Annotated in this window: 17 protein-coding genes and 3 pseudogenes; 8 read left to right on the plus strand and 12 right to left on the minus strand. The window is 40.2% G+C overall.

Annotated elements, in window-relative coordinates:
• Nucleotides 1–5: 5 nt before the first annotated feature.
• Nucleotides 6–289 (plus strand): annotated as a pseudogene (locus tag G4V62_RS00230) (sigma-70 family RNA polymerase sigma factor); the annotation flags it as partial.
• Between the two features lie 92 nt (nt 290–381).
• Here the strand turns inward: G4V62_RS00230 and G4V62_RS00235 are convergent.
• The 3 genes from G4V62_RS00235 to mtnN form a co-directional block, all read right to left on the minus strand.
• On the minus strand, nt 382–624 hold the full coding sequence (locus G4V62_RS00235) for a YrhC family protein (protein ID WP_165198784.1): 243 nt from the start codon (nt 622–624) through the stop codon (nt 382–384).
• A gap of 98 nt (nt 625–722) precedes the next feature.
• Entirely contained in the window at nt 723–1,184 is a 462-nt protein-coding gene (locus G4V62_RS00240; protein WP_165198785.1) for an S-ribosylhomocysteine lyase, read from the minus strand.
• The gene (gene mtnN / locus G4V62_RS00245; protein ID WP_165198786.1) at nt 1,185–1,880 is read right to left on the minus strand and encodes a 5'-methylthioadenosine/S-adenosylhomocysteine nucleosidase; all 696 of its coding nucleotides are present in this window, start codon (nt 1,878–1,880) and stop codon (nt 1,185–1,187) included.
• Between the two features lie 200 nt (nt 1,881–2,080).
• Between mtnN and G4V62_RS00250 the strand changes: the two genes are divergently transcribed.
• The 5 genes from G4V62_RS00250 (at nt 2,081) to G4V62_RS00265 (ending at nt 3,905) form a co-directional block, all read left to right on the plus strand.
• Nucleotides 2,081–2,404, plus strand: a complete 324-nt coding sequence (locus G4V62_RS00250; protein WP_165198787.1) for a DnaD domain-containing protein — start codon at nt 2,081–2,083, stop codon at nt 2,402–2,404.
• A complete protein-coding gene (locus G4V62_RS20210; protein WP_281357959.1) occupies nt 2,394–2,519 on the plus strand; it encodes a hypothetical protein in 126 nt (41 codons plus the stop codon). The genes G4V62_RS00250 and G4V62_RS20210 overlap by 11 nt, the downstream gene beginning before the upstream one ends.
• A 108-nt stretch (nt 2,520–2,627) precedes the next feature.
• On the plus strand, nt 2,628–2,813 hold the full coding sequence (locus G4V62_RS00255; protein WP_165198788.1) for a transcriptional regulator: 186 nt from the start codon (nt 2,628–2,630) through the stop codon (nt 2,811–2,813).
• Nucleotides 2,810–3,163 carry a YolD-like family protein gene (locus G4V62_RS00260; RefSeq protein ID WP_165198789.1) on the plus strand — a complete coding sequence of 118 codons (354 nt, stop codon included), beginning with the start codon at nt 2,810–2,812 and terminating at the stop codon, nt 3,161–3,163. The genes G4V62_RS00255 and G4V62_RS00260 overlap by 4 nt, the downstream gene beginning before the upstream one ends.
• Nucleotides 3,164–3,389: 226 nt before the next feature.
• Nucleotides 3,390–3,905, plus strand: a complete 516-nt coding sequence (locus G4V62_RS00265) for a hypothetical protein (RefSeq protein WP_165198790.1) — start codon at nt 3,390–3,392, stop codon at nt 3,903–3,905.
• 775 nt (nt 3,906–4,680) lie between these two features.
• On the opposite strand, the pseudogene G4V62_RS00270 reads toward G4V62_RS00265, so the two are convergent.
• From G4V62_RS00270 to G4V62_RS00310, 9 genes and pseudogenes are all read right to left on the minus strand, one after another.
• Nucleotides 4,681–5,071 (minus strand): annotated as a pseudogene (locus G4V62_RS00270) (sigma-70 family RNA polymerase sigma factor); the annotation flags it as partial.
• A 333-nt stretch (nt 5,072–5,404) separates the two neighbouring features.
• The gene (locus G4V62_RS00275; protein ID WP_312855410.1) at nt 5,405–5,722 is read right to left on the minus strand and encodes a DUF5412 family protein; all 318 of its coding nucleotides are present in this window, start codon (nt 5,720–5,722) and stop codon (nt 5,405–5,407) included.
• A 941-nt stretch (nt 5,723–6,663) separates the two neighbouring features.
• On the minus strand, nt 6,664–7,035 hold the full coding sequence (gene mnhG / locus G4V62_RS00280) for a monovalent cation/H(+) antiporter subunit G (protein ID WP_312855393.1): 372 nt from the start codon (nt 7,033–7,035) through the stop codon (nt 6,664–6,666).
• Nucleotides 7,007–7,303: a Na(+)/H(+) antiporter subunit F1 gene (locus G4V62_RS00285; RefSeq protein WP_165198793.1), complete on the minus strand. Its 297-nt coding sequence runs from the start codon at nt 7,301–7,303 to the stop codon at nt 7,007–7,009. The genes mnhG and G4V62_RS00285 overlap by 29 nt, the downstream gene beginning before the upstream one ends.
• Nucleotide 7,304: 1 nt before the next feature.
• A complete protein-coding gene (locus tag G4V62_RS00290) occupies nt 7,305–7,778 on the minus strand; it encodes a Na+/H+ antiporter subunit E (RefSeq protein WP_165198794.1) in 474 nt (157 codons plus the stop codon).
• Nucleotides 7,779–7,785: 7 nt separating this feature from the next.
• A complete protein-coding gene (locus tag G4V62_RS00295; protein WP_165198795.1) occupies nt 7,786–9,270 on the minus strand; it encodes a Na+/H+ antiporter subunit D in 1,485 nt (494 codons plus the stop codon).
• Complete coding sequence (locus G4V62_RS00300; RefSeq protein ID WP_165198796.1) at nt 9,263–9,601, minus strand: Na(+)/H(+) antiporter subunit C; 339 nt, start codon at nt 9,599–9,601, stop codon at nt 9,263–9,265. The genes G4V62_RS00295 and G4V62_RS00300 overlap by 8 nt, the downstream gene beginning before the upstream one ends.
• Before the next feature lie 2 nt (nt 9,602–9,603).
• Nucleotides 9,604–11,955, minus strand: a complete 2,352-nt coding sequence (gene mbhE / locus G4V62_RS00305) for a hydrogen gas-evolving membrane-bound hydrogenase subunit E (RefSeq protein ID WP_246218170.1) — start codon at nt 11,953–11,955, stop codon at nt 9,604–9,606.
• A gap of 399 nt (nt 11,956–12,354) precedes the next feature.
• Nucleotides 12,355–12,507 carry a sporulation histidine kinase inhibitor Sda gene (locus G4V62_RS00310; RefSeq protein ID WP_165198797.1) on the minus strand — a complete coding sequence of 51 codons (153 nt, stop codon included), beginning with the start codon at nt 12,505–12,507 and terminating at the stop codon, nt 12,355–12,357.
• Between the two features lie 352 nt (nt 12,508–12,859).
• On the opposite strand from G4V62_RS00310, the pseudogene G4V62_RS00315 reads away from it, so the two are divergent.
• A pseudogene (locus G4V62_RS00315) lies at nt 12,860–13,371 on the plus strand (YqeG family HAD IIIA-type phosphatase).
• A gap of 3 nt (nt 13,372–13,374) precedes the next feature.
• Entirely contained in the window at nt 13,375–14,487 is a 1,113-nt protein-coding gene (yqeH, locus tag G4V62_RS00320) for a ribosome biogenesis GTPase YqeH (protein WP_165198798.1), read from the plus strand.
• Nucleotides 14,488–14,497 lie beyond the last annotated feature (10 nt).

Consider the following 14,497-nt stretch of genomic DNA (forward strand, 5'->3'; position numbering starts at 1 on the left):
TAGTTGGGAACGAAATCAGCCTGTTAGATATTTTAAGAGCAGAAGACGAGGACGTCGTGGAGATGATTCAGCTGCATATGGAATTGGAAAAGATGAAATCATACTTACATGTTTTAGATGAGCGCGAAAAGATGTAATTGTGCAGCGGTTTGGACTTGGGGTTGAGGAAGAACGAACGCAAAAGGAAATTGCGAACGCTCTCGGTATTTCTCGTAGTTACGTCTCTAGGATTGAAAAACGGGCACTGATGAAGCTTTTTCATGAGTTTTACCGTAACCAGTCGTCTTGAGTGGAGCTGTGCAAAAAGAAATGAGTATTTAACAAAAAGCTGCACCTCAACGGCTCTGTCAATTCAACCGTTAAGGTGCAGCTTGTAAAAGATTAGTCTACATTTTCTTCATTTTGCTGATCGAGTGCTTTTTGTGCTTTCACTGAACGGCGAAAACTGAAAAATGATCCCGTCAGTGCGACCATCGTGCCAATCATCCACCATAGTTCAAATGAAGAAGCAGTTGGAACCCACACACCTAAATACATAAATACAGCAACTGCGAGCAACGTCATACCGTAATGTTTATAATCAAGTTTAATTGCTTCCAATGTTTTTGCTTGCTTTGACTCCATGTTACGCCGTCCCTCCTTATGTCCATTAAATTCAATGTAACATAGATTCATTGGTGAACCGAGAGAGGGTTAAAGGCAATGAAGCAAAAGGATGGTACTTAAAACACTTCTTTCCATTCTGCGCGACGATCTAACATGGCTTGTGCTTCTTTTTGTGCGCCCTCTAAGCTATGACTTGCCGCAAAACCACACTGCACTTCATTACATGCGGGTACTTCTGTCGCCTGAAGAACATCTTGTAATGTTTTTTCGACAACCGAACAAATGTGATCAACATTGTCTTCATTGAGTACAGAGAAATAAAAGCCCGTCTGACATCCCATTGGACCGAGATCGACAACGTCGTCATGGTGGTTTCTTGAGAATTCAGCCATCATATGCTCGAGTGAATGGAGCGAGGGCATTTCAATATGTTCTTTGTTTGGCTGGCAAAAACGAAGATCATATTTATAAATAACATCTCCGTGATGCCCTTCCACCTTCCCAGCCAAGCGAATGTATGGCGCCTTCACTTTCGTATGATCTAAGTTAAAGCTTTCAACGTTCAATTTTTTAGTCATTCATTTCACCAATCCTTTTACAAATTCATCGATGAGCTGAGCAGCGTTTTTCGAAGCGGTTTGCAAAAATTGTTCAAAAGATACATTTGATGCTTTTCCTGCGATATCAGATAGGGCGCGAATCATAACAAATGGGGTATTAAATTGATGACATACTTGAGCAATTGCAGCGGCTTCCATTTCAACAGCCATCACTTCTGGACACGCCTCTTTTACTTGTTGTACCTTTTGAGCCTCCTGCATAAACGTATCTGCGGATGATACGACTCCTTGAATCCCAGGAAGTTGATTGTCATGAGCGATAGCAAGCGCTTTTTTAGTATAGTCTGGGTCAGCGATAAATACTGGTGGCAACCCTGGAACCTGCCCTAATTCGTACCCGAAGGCGGTGACGTCAACGTCGTGATAACGCACTTGTTCAGCGATAACGAGATCGCCTACGTTGCAGTCGCTTGCCACACCACCAGCAGAACCAGTGTTAATGATCATGTCTGGTGCGTAATGGTGAATTAAAAGCGTTGTGCTCATAGCGGCATTGACTTTTCCTATGCCAGATTGGACGAGTGTGACATTCACACTGTCAATCGTTCCACGGGTAAACTGACAATGCGCAATTTTTTCTTCTTCGATGACAGTCATTTTTTCTTTGATAGCAGATACTTCTTCGTCCATAGCGCCAATAATTCCTACATGCATAAAAAAGCCCTCCTGAGTCGATTCATCTCTCTTTGTTTGTCCATGCTATTGTATCAAAGAACTACTTTGCTTTGCTACTTAACGATGTTTCTCAGAAATACAGGCAAACAAATGGCATAATGACATAGAATCACTGTTATGTCCCATTGGTATAGGTTTTCAGCTGTCGTCTTTTACTTGAATCTTGGCTGGACAAGTGTTTGCAAATCGTTCTGAAAACCGACGGAATCTTAAAATCGATTCTGCGGGCTTTGCTGATCGCTTGGTGTGATGATTTAACAGATCCAGTTGTGATTGCTGCCATGAAACTAGCAGCTAAACGAGGTGGGAATTCCTTTGCCTACTTGGAGACGATTTTTAAAGACTGGGCAAATGCCAATATCCGCACTGTTGATCAAGCTCGAGCATATGAGAAGTCTAAGGGAAAGCGTAAAGACAACACCATTCCCTTTAGAAAACACCAGAGCAATCGCTATGAATCATTGTTCGACGAACTGAGGAAGGAGGGAGCAAATGACCAATGAACAGGCTGTCGAGGTGCTTGAGACGATCGCAGAGCTTTATCCAAAGTTTGATTTAAATAAGCGCAAAAAGAATGTGATTCGGACTACTTACTTTATACTCCGATGGTACTATTGATAGTATTGGGACTCAACTAATTTTTAGTAAGATCCCCTAATTATTCTCATTGAATACAGAACAAATATTCGCATATAATAAGAACAAACGTTCTTTGGGGGTTGAACCATGCGAATAGGTGAGACGATCAATATCATATACATGGCAGGCGACGGCAGCTTTACTAAGCGAAGAGTTAAGATACTGGCGGTCACTGATCAATACATTAGAGGGATGTGCCAAACAAAGCGAAAAATAAGAACCTTTCGGAAGGAGAACATTCTTGGCGTTCGAAAGGTGGCACCGGCTTCATGAAAAGAGACCCTCGTGATTATAAAGATTTTAATCATATCTTGTGGGAACGCTCGTTCATATTGCCTGAGCATAAACGGGCGTTGCAACGCTATTACGAAGACTCGTCTAGGCAGGAGCCGCCAGCTATTGCAGAAGAGCTTGCTGAAGAGCACTATCAACTACTAAAGAAAGCTGTAGAGGAAGGGGCGAGGGTTTCCATTCGGTTTTGGAGACAGAGGGACGGTCAGTACCAGGAAGTATCTGGCGTGCCGCGCAACTTAGACAACATATTTCTGACAGTTGAAATTAGAGATCATTACATTGTTGTGGAATATATAACTCATTTATCGCTGGAGGGTATGGAATGGTGAAAGTCATTAATTAAGTATAAGCCGAGGATATTAAAAATGCCCCAATTCAGGGGCTTTTGCTAATCAAAACAGAAATTCTTTATTTTGAAAATCCTTAACAACCTCGTTCATTACAAGGTTTATCATGTGTCCTGCGTTAGAAAAATTGATATACTCCCAGAAATATGCAACAATTTCAGCACATACTCGTATATTAAGAAAGAGTGAAAAAATGGGAGGCTTTTAGATGATAGACAAAAACCGAACCAGAAAATTAGTTACTGGTCTCATTTTGGTGTTTGTCACCTTAGCAGTAGGTTGTTCTAATGATTCGAATGATCGTAAGGAAGCAATTAAAACAGTGTTAACAACGCAGTTGACTGTTCCGAATGAGGAGTTGCAGCACATTTTAGAGGATCCCATCGGACCAGAAGCAAACACTGAGTTAACTCAATTTTATGAAGAGAATTATAAGGCTTTCTTTACAAAAAGTGGGTACGAGGAATTCACTCGCACGTATGCATCTTATTTTGATGGGTTTGTAAGTCGTCATAATTATCGTACAGAAGTGGAAGAAGTAGCTGTAAGTGAACACGATATGATCAAAAACGGTTATGATTTTTCTGTAAGCTTAGCGTATGAAGGCGATGGGGAAAAAGGTGTCGCAAAAGTAATTGGTGTTGCTCATTTAGATGATGAAGGGAAAATCGCTAGGATGCGGTACGTTAAAGATGAGATGTTCGATATGTTGCGTTCAAAGTAAATTTGAAGATCCAGCAGCTAAAGTAGTTAAAATTAACAAAAAGTTCTAAAATGGTTACGATGTAGTCATAGGCCTGCCTAAATGTAGGTCTTTACTGATCAATACATTTCTTATTGCCTGCCGGTTAATGCATTTCCTTCAAGGAAGGAGTGGGTATAAATCAAAGTTTTATAAGAAAAGGGTGGGGAAGGTGAATAGCTTAATATCCGTGATCCTTGCTTGGGTTTTTGGAATTGGGGTGGTTCGTACGTGATTCCTGTAAATTACAGTGGTAAAGAAGTTATTTATAAGTTCGAGCCAATTCACGGCTCATATGAAGAGTTAACGAATCACTAGGAGTCATTTTGTACATAATTGCTGAAACCAGCCTGAACTCTAACAAGTTTTGAGTAGTCGATCAAGGGAGTTGATTAAATTTACAAAAAACAAGAAATATTGACTAAGATTGACTATATTTTACTAAATTGTAAGAATTTTTAATTGTTTACTAGATCCGTGTTTATGATTGCCCGTGTTTTCGATACAATTACGCTTTTTAGATTAGGCAATTATTATATGCAGAATGTATCGTTCATTCCATAACATGCCGCCTTAATTTTGAGCAATTTTTATAACTCCTCTTTTTTCAATGAAATACATAGTCATAATATTTGGGGCGATTTGCCTTTTTTATTTACAATTAGCCTCAGCCTTCTAAGCTGTTGCTCAGTTCTTATTGAGTGCCCTTTTGAAGAGTGAGGTTTTTGCTGATACAAACCATATATATATAAACCCAAAGAGGGAATTCATTCCCTTCCTTATCCTGTCCGATCGGTCGTGAAGGGAAACATCTTTTTTGTCTTCTTCATCGCGCGCAAGTGCATCAGTATTTCATTTTCTATACAGCGTGCTGCATAAGTGGCGAGCTTCGTTCCTTTGCCTTTCGAATAGCTTTCAATCGCTTTAATTAAACCTATAGTTCCAATTGAGATAAGGTCCTCTTGCTCCTCTGTTGTGTTTTCAAACTTTTTAACAATGTGAGCGACTAGTCGTAAATTGTGCTCAATTAACCGGTTTCTTGCATCTTCATCTCCCTCAGCCAGTCGGTCTAAATAATAAGATTCCTCTTTTGGAGATAATGGCTGGGGAAATGCATTGTTTTTCACATAGGAAACAAATAAAAGCATTTCTTTAATCGCAAGCCCAATCGACGTTATTAACAGTCAGCACACCCCCAAGGACCTTTTCCTTTACCCTATGCAAAGCTGGGCTCGTCTGTGTCTGTCCCGCTTAAATTGTGCTTTGTGAGGGGCATAAGGAAGGGGGCTGTGGGTATATATGTTCATGGGAAGATTGATAAAAGCGAGCAAAGGCAATAATTTTGTCTATATTTTAGTAGATAGCAAACCAACATAACTGCGCGGTTCAAAAAGTTTGAATTACCACAATGCCTTCTTTATACAATTTGTTGTACTTAAGTCTCATGACGGAGTGGAGCTCATTCCAGATGCTTACTGAGTTCAATTCACAGATACTTCTTCGCCTTCAATGATCATTATGTCGTTATTCTTCCAAACGTATTCAATCTCTTGTTTTTGACTTGCTAAGTTGTAAATCTGCTTTGTAAACCATAGCGGTCCATTCTTTTCAAATACGTAATGATTAGATCCCATAGCGCCGCCTTCGTAAAGGTAAATATCAATTGTTACTTCTCCTTGAGGTGATACTGTAGATTCCAAAAACGTTACATTAGGAGAGAACATTGTATGAAAAAAGAATCCTGCAAAAATTGTGACTAGTATCAAGAACGATAATATTAAATTTAAAATGATAGAAATTTCTTATGGTTTTTCATTAAATTAATCAGATTAACTGTTATAGAGATTAAAATTAACAACAATAAGATAATTAATATATTGAGCGTTGATGCAACAGCCCAAGTATGATATTTAAGGGAATAGATGTGGTAAGAAAGCAACAGTACTATCGATACCATGATTAAAGGTGATGCGTTTAAATATAGTTTTCTCATTTGCAACCTCAATTCTGAAGTATTTGCAGCAGAATTATTACTAGCATCCGATGTGCTTATAAAGACTAGACTAGGATAAAACGATCAATGAAAAAGTCGATCAATTTTGGTGACGATTACCATTTCACTGGTTTTAATGCTAACTAATAAATAGGGCAGTGTATAATTTGCCAACCCTTAAAGTCACCTTGTTCACTCTTTGACTGCCTTAGACTTTGGGAATTTTTAATTAGATATTATGCCTTAAGCAAAACTGTGATCTCCCCATGCCTACAGCATTTCTATTATCGGTGTGCTTATCCTTAATAAACACTGTCCGTACTCATAGTTAAAGACGTAACCACCTTAGTATCTGAATAGGTCAAGGTAGTTTATCTTCTGATTAGTGCTATTTTCGTTCACCATGACTTTTCAACTCCTAGCCCAAATATGATGGAAAACGCTATGCCTGCAGTTTTAGCGGTCTCCAACGCTAAATATGCTGACTGTATCCTTGGAACAGATTAGGATATGAAAAAGCTCAGATAATTGTAAATAAATGAGATGGGCCAAAACACTTGTAAGCAGAAGGGGAACATCGTGATCAAAAGAAAATATTTTGTTGGTCGCGATTACTAGAGAATGTGTGTTGACTCTAACATAACAAGAAAAAATTTAGTATATTGGGCGGTTATCTAACGATCAGAAAGGCACCTTAATACATATCATGCTACAGAAAGTGAAAAAACCGCCGAATATGGCGGTTTTTTATCCTCTTTTTTTCTCTTTCGCTTGCTTTTTTTCTACATCGGAATGTAGAGCGTTGTGTATAGAATTTCTTGATAGCGGGATATGGGTTAAATACGCACTACGGCCGATCATGTGCGCTGAAACAGGTGCAGTTAATGTAACAAAAATGATCCCGATGAGTAATTTACCACTCATGATGCCTTCAATGGCAAGGAAGTAGATAAAGCTTCCAAGCAGGACACCAATGACGCCAAGTGTCGCACTTTTTGTTGCCGCATGCAGCCGATTATAAATATCAGGAAACCTTAGCATACCAAGGGAGCCCGAAAAGAGAAAGAAACAGCCAATTAGTATGAGAACACTAACGAGAATTTCGCTCAATAACAACACCCTTTACTAAGAATTTCGCCAATGCGACTGTGCCGATGAAAGTTAGAATGGCAATCAATAAAATAACATCATTAAAATGAATCGTTGATAAGCGGATGGCTAGTAGACCAGCCATAGCAATTAAGTTAATACCAAGAGTATCTAAGGCTGCCGCTCGATCGGGTAGTGTCGGACCAATGATGACACGAATGAGCAGCATAGCAATAGAGACGCTAACGATAATTAACCCAATACTTGTAGAAGCCATAAGGATTGGTGTTCCCGTCATCTTAGATCAACTCCAGAATGAGTTTTTCAAAGGATTGTTTAATATTTTTTGCAGCCGCTTCTGTAGATTGAATATTCATTGCATGAATGTAAATAATCTTCCGGTCGTCTGATACGACTAGTGACAGTGTGCCAGGGGTTAAAGAGATCAAGTTGGCTAGCAACGTAATCTGCCAATTTTTTTGTAAATCCGTTTGGAGTCTAAATATCCCTGGTTGAGTATTCATCTTTGGAGAATAGACGACTTTGACGACATCCCAGTTTGCAACGAGCAGCTCACGGACAAAGAGGAAGAAGAGGCGGATCATAGCCCACAATGTTTTTCCGTAGAAACGCCCGGGAATGAATCGGCGTAGTATGAATAAGAGCAGAAGGCCAATTACATAGCCTACTGTAAGTGTGACAAAGGTATAGCTCTCTTGTAAAAACATCCATAAAAGAGCGATGATGACGTTTAACATCATTTGAAGGGCCATCGGACGTCTACTCCTTTAACACAGATTGAATATACGATTCTGGGTCGAGCAAGTAGCCACCAACTTCAAGAATTGCCGGCATAAACCATTCTGCACCAAGACCGAGCACAATTGATAGTGAGACAAGCAAGATGGCTGGTGTAAGTTTACGGCTTTTTAAAGGTGGCAGTGAAGCGATGTTTTCAGAAGTCTCGCCCCAAAATCCCCAGATAAAAATACGCATAACAGAAAATAATATTAGCAAACTCGTTAGTAAGCCAATGCCTGTTAAGACATAATATCCTTCTTCAACGGCACTTTGCAGCAACAGATACTTACCAATAAATCCACTGAATGGCGGTATTCCAGCTAACGCAAGGCAAGCGATGAAAAATAGCCAACCTAATCCCGGTGCTTTTTTCATAACACCTTGAATTTGTCGAAGATCTGATGTACCGCTGTATTGAACGAGCAAACCGATGAGAATAAATAAAGCGGCTTTAATTACCATGTCATGTACTAAATAAAACACACTTCCTGATAGAGAGAGTTCGGTTGCAACCCCGATGCCTAACAAGATATATCCTACAGCAGGGATAATATTATAGGCGATAATCAGCTTCACATTTTTAGTTGATAGGGCGCCAATGACCCCGAATATCATCGTAAAGCCGGCAATGTATAGAAAAAGCTGATGCGTATATGACGTGTCTTGTACGAAGACGAGGGTAAACATTCGCATGATCGAATAAATGCCGACCTTTGTCAGTAACGCACCAAATAGGGCAGATACGACCGGTGTCGGAGCGGCATAAGAGTGCGGAAGCCAAGTGTACAAAGGAAACAACGCACTTTTCGTAGCAAAGACGGTAAATAATAAAATTGCGACGACCGTCATCGTGCCAGGTTGGTTCAACTGTGGAACACGTTCGGCAATTTGAGCCATATTGACTGTACCAGTCATGCTATAAACGAAAGATACTGTCATTACAAAGACAATCGATGAAAAAAGGTTAATCAAAATGTACTTTACGGATTCTCGGAATTGGACACGTTTTCCACCGAGTACAATTAAACCATATGAAGCCATAAGAAGTACTTCAAAAAAGACAAAAAGGTTAAATAAATCCCCAGTCAAAAACGAGCCTGCTACACCGAGAATTAATGAATGAAAGAAGAAGTAGAAATACGACGTTTCAATTAATTTTGTTAATGAAATGCAAGCATAAAGAAATGAACTGAATGCGATGATGAACGTCGTTAATACAAGAATGACTGATAACGGATCGGCGACAAACACAATGCCATAAGGTGCGACCCAGTCTCCAAATTCAAGGGTGAAAGCACCGTCCGTAAAAACGCGATAAGCCATCCAGGCACTTCCTGCCAAACTTAAGCATAGCGTAATGAACGTAATCCCACGGTTCAAACGAATGCGTTTAGGAAAAAAAGCTGTCAAAATTGCTGCGATCAAAGGAAATAGAATTGGCAAAATGATTAGGTTGCTATTCATCGTCAGTACCTCTCAATTGATCAACTTGATCGGTTTTTACTGTTTTGTACGTTCGGTATGCTAACACGAGTAAAAAGGATGTGACTCCGAACGAAATGACAATGGATGTCAAAATTAGCGCTTGTGGTAAGGGATCCGTGTATTGCGAAATGCTATCATCAAGCAGAGGCGGTGCCCCTTTCTTCAATCCCCCCATTGTCAAAATCATTAAATGGGCACCATGTGAAAGCAAAACCGTTCCAATGACGACCTTTAATAGTCTTTTTTCCATTAGCAGGTAAACTCCAGAAGCAAATAAAAGTCCTGCAAGAATTGAGACAGCATATTCCATCGCTATTTCAACTCCTCTCGATCGCGTACTTTGATCATTACGTATATCCCAATCGCAGCTAGACCGAGTACAGCAATTTCAAGCATTGTATCCAGTCCACGCATGTCGACAAGAATGGTGTTTACGACGTTTTTACCGCCGCCAAGTGTATACGATGTTTCCAAAAAGTACGCAGAAATTTTTTCGAATTGATCGCCGAACCGGAAAGAAGAGATTCCAGTGACTGCAACAATCACGCCTACACCAACAGAGAGCACGATTTGTAATATTTTACGTATCGGTGCTTTTTTACCTGGTTTTTCTAGACGTGGCATATGTGCAAAACAGAGTAAGAATAACGCTACCGTCACAGTTTCGATGACAAGCTGTGTGAGAGCAAGGTCGGGAGCCCGGAACATGACAAAAAGCAGGGCAACGCCATAACCTGTAACGCCAATGACTAGAATTAAGGCAATGCGGTGGTGGATAAATAGTGTGACAATCGCACTTAGTCCGATGACGAGCAAAATCAACCATTCATACCATTCGACTGAGGCAAGCTGACTGCTCATGAAATCCAATGGCATTTTCTCGACGATCGTATACCCGACAACACCGACAAAGAAAACGAGTATGATTTGGAAATAGTCCGTTAGTGAGCCCGTCATAATCCGACCGTTCACTCGTGACGAACCAGCTTCTAAAGAATAAACTAAACCGTCAAATAAACGGTTACCGCTCGCTTTGCCTGGGAGAATTCGATACATTCCATCAAGTCGTTTACGGAAGAAGTAAACAAGTATTCCTGCGGTAGCGACTAGACAAGAAAGTAAGAACGGTAAATTGAAAAAGCCGTGCCAAAAATAGATGTCCGTAACTGCTTTTCCGCCTAATATACTTTCTGTTGCTGGGGCAAGTAGAACGCCAGCTATTAGGTTAGGGAATAAACCGATAACGATCACTAACGCGACAAGAATGCTAGGAGAAATGAGCATGCCAGCAGGTGCTTCGTGAGGCTTGTTTGGAAAGTCAGCCTCATCTTTAGAGCCTGTGAATGGTCTAAAGAAGAGAAACATGCTGTAGGCAAAGGTGAAAATGCTACCGAAGACCGCAAAGATCGGAACATACGGTGCAACAGCTGCTTGTAAGCTTCCTTCTTTGGCAAGCTCAGTTGCTGCTGTAAAAAACATTTCTTTACTTAAGAAGCCGTTTAGGATCGGCATCGGTACGCCAGCCATGGAAAAGGTCGCGATGAGCGTAAGCGTAGCAGTAATCGGCATAAATGTAAGTAGGCCTCGCAGCCTGCGGATATCACGAGTTCCTGTTTCATGATCAATAATTCCAGCCACCATAAAAAGACTTCCTTTAAAGGTAGCATGGTTGAAAATATGGAACACAGCGCCGAGAATTGCCGTACTTGAGCCAAATCCTAGCATGGCCATGATCATACCAAGCTGGCTGATCGTTGAATAGGCAAGGATCGCTTTTAAATCCGTTTGTTTAAGTGCTAAGTAAGAGCCCCAGCACAGTGTGAGTAACCCGACGCCAGTAACAAGTATGAAGAAGAGGTCACTTGGCGTAAAGGCCATTGAGAAACGGGCAACTAAATACAATCCGGCTTTAACCATTGTCGCTGAATGTAAATATGCAGAGACAGGTGTAGGTGCCTCCATCGCATCAGGTAACCAAATATGGAATGGAAACTGAGCAGATTTAGCGAATGCTCCAAACAAAATTAATATGAGCATGACAGGAAAAAGCGGGTGCTCAAGAATTGTTTCAGTTTGTAAGAGCAACGTTCGAATGGAGCTTGTTCCGGTAACGTGTGAAAGCATGAAAAAGGCTCCAAGCATTGAAAGGCCACCGGCAACCGTAATAAGCAATGATTTTTGCGCACCATATCTGGCTTTATCTCGGTGGTTCCAGAAACCAATTAAAAGAAACGAGGAGATACTCGTAAGCTCCCAGAATGTGTATAACACGAAGAGGTTGTCAGACAATACGATTCCGAGCATAGCACTCATAAAAATAAGTAAGTATGTGTAAAAGTGCCCTAGCTTTTCAGAAGTATGTAAATAAAAGATGGAATATAAGATCACAAGCGAACCAATTCCAGTAATTAAAAGACTAAATAGAAGCGCAAGTCCATCAGCATACACATCAAAATTGATGTTTAAGCTTGGAATCCAATGGAGTGAGGCAAATAACGGGGCCTGGGATACTCCTGGTAAAATTGAGATAAAATAAATGAACAATAGAGCTGGTAATGGCAAAATAAACCATCCGGTATGAATCGTCCGTTTCCAACGGGCGAACAATCCGGCAAACAATGCATACATAAGTGGTAAAACGATTGCCACATGCAGTAAATGCATACGCAAAAACCTCCTTCAATAGCTGACGTGCAATACGTTTATTTTACGCGGAAATGTGTTGGAATTACAAGCATTAGACGTTTAAATCAAAGAAGCAAACGGGGGTTAAAGATGAATTTTAGAAGGTTTCTATAGCTCCTCTTCCTATATATATAACCAACTTTTAAAATAAAATAAAAAAACTTTATCAAGACGATATTTTATCTATGGCTATTGAAAATAAAAACCCCTTTTTAAAAAGGGGAATGGTAATTGATACACTAAGATCCTCATTTGTTGTAGCTCGTTCCTCTTTTCTTGCTAGATTACGGAGCAATAGATAGGATGATATAAACAAATGAGTGTAGACAAAATCGCTTTGGATTTTATCTACACTCTGATGAAGGATTCTATTATACGTCAATATGAAGTGGTGATCATTTTATTCGAATTCAATTTCAATGAACGACGGCGAATTTCCTCTTCAATCAATTTGATAAATTCAGGGTTTAACTGCAGCTGGCTCGCTTTCAGAAAAGATTCAACTAACAATTCGTCTGATAAATGCTTCATGCCAAACCCTCCCTTTTTGAAAAAATCGTCATACATTCGATGAAGATGCATATTCTATATGATTATGTTCACTACAATAGCACGAATCATTCATCAGAACAACTGTTCTTGTATCCACAGGTGTGAGTGGATAACCTGTGAATTTAATGTGTACAAGCCATTTTAAATGCAGTCTGGCAAGGTTGTTATTGTGAGTAAACTTATACACAAAACACATATTGCAAGAATTGTCGAAAAGTTTTCATGTTTTTTAGTCAGAGAAATGTGTGTTCTAAGTGCTGATTCTCTTTGTCATTATACCGGTCATTCGATATGATACTATAGAGAGCAGTGATTGAGGTGGGTGAGCAAAATGAAATGGTTTTTACCGGATCAACATGTGCAGAATGTCTTTGAAATATCTCCGAAGAAATTAAAGCAACAAGGAATTAAAGGTATTATTACAGATTTGGACAACACATTGGTCGAATGGGACCGAGAGAGCGCTACTCCAGAGTTGGAGGAATGGTTTCGTGCGATGCAGTCCAACCATATTCTAGTAACAATTATTAGCAACAATTCTAAAGGACGAGTGACGTTTTTTCGGAGCCAGTCGGCGTTCCTTTTATTTATAAAGCTAGAAAACCGATGGGAAAAGCCTTTAGAAAAGCGTTGAAGGATATGGGATTAAAAAAAGAAGAGGTCGTCGTCATTGGAGATCAGTTGTTGACAGATGTCGTTGGTGGAAACCGTGCAGGAATGCGCACGATCCTCGTAGTCCCCGTATCTAAAACAGACGGTTTTTTTACGAGAATTAACCGTCAAGTAGAGCGTCGTATATTAGCCTTTATGAAGAAAAAAGGTATGATCAAATGGGAGGATTAGCTTTTGACATATGTAAATGATCACTATTGCGCTGGGTGTGGTGTTCATATCCAGACAGAAAACGAAAAAGAGCCAGGGTATGTTCCTGCTTCTGCATTAGAAAGAGAAACGATTGTTTGCCGGCGTTGTTTTCGCTTGAAGAATTATAATGAAGTCACCCCTACGTCTATAGGTGAAAAGGAGTTTCTGGCGATTGCCAACGACTTGGCTTCAAGGAAGGCATTAATTGTGAAAATCGTAGATGTCTTTGATTTTCATGGAAGCTGGATATCAGGCATTAAACGGTTTGCAGGAAATAATGATATATTGCTTGTTGCGAATAAGGCTGATTTATTACCAAAGTCAGTCAAAAAGATAAAGGTAGAGCAATGGATGAGAACGCAGGCAAAAGAGTGGGGCGTTCCTCTTTGCGATGTTGCGCTCATTTCCGCAGATACTGGAAATGGGTTGGAAGAAGTAGCAGGGAAAATTGATCGATATGCTACGGGTAAGGATGTCTATGTTGTCGGCTGTACGAATGTTGGAAAATCGACGTTCATTAATCAGCTTATTCGAGCATTTGGTGCAGAGGACGAGGCGACATTAACGACTTCTGCGCATCCTGGTACAACACTGGGTCTCGTTGATATTCCTTTAGATCATGATCGGACGATGTTTGATACACCGGGCCTCATTAATCATCATCAAATGGCTCATGTCATCTCTCAAAAAGCGTATAAAAAAGTATTTCCTAAAAAAGAGATAAAGCCAAAAATATACCAACTGAACGAAGGACAAACGCTCTTTTTTGCCGGCTTGGCTCGCCTAGATATAGCTGGAGGAGAAGCAGATGTCATTTGCTATTTCTCCAATGAGCTGTATATTCACCGGACAAAGACTGATAACGCAAGTGAGTTATATGAAAAGCAGCTCGGTGATTTACTGCAGCCGCCTTTTAAAGCTGACTTATCGGCATTTCCGGCGCTTCAGGAAACGAGTTTTGGCATGATCGACAACAAAATGGACATTGTCTATTCCGGGCTTGGCTGGGTGACGATTTTACCCAAATCATCTGTACAAGTGCATGCACATGCGCCAAAAAATGTTGGGGTTTTTAAAAGAGAAGCATTGATTTAAAAGGGGGAGG

Origin of the sequence: Litoribacterium kuwaitense (assembly GCF_011058155.1) — a bacterium.
Lineage (GTDB): Bacteria > Bacillota > Bacilli > Bacillales > DSM-28697 > Litoribacterium > Litoribacterium kuwaitense.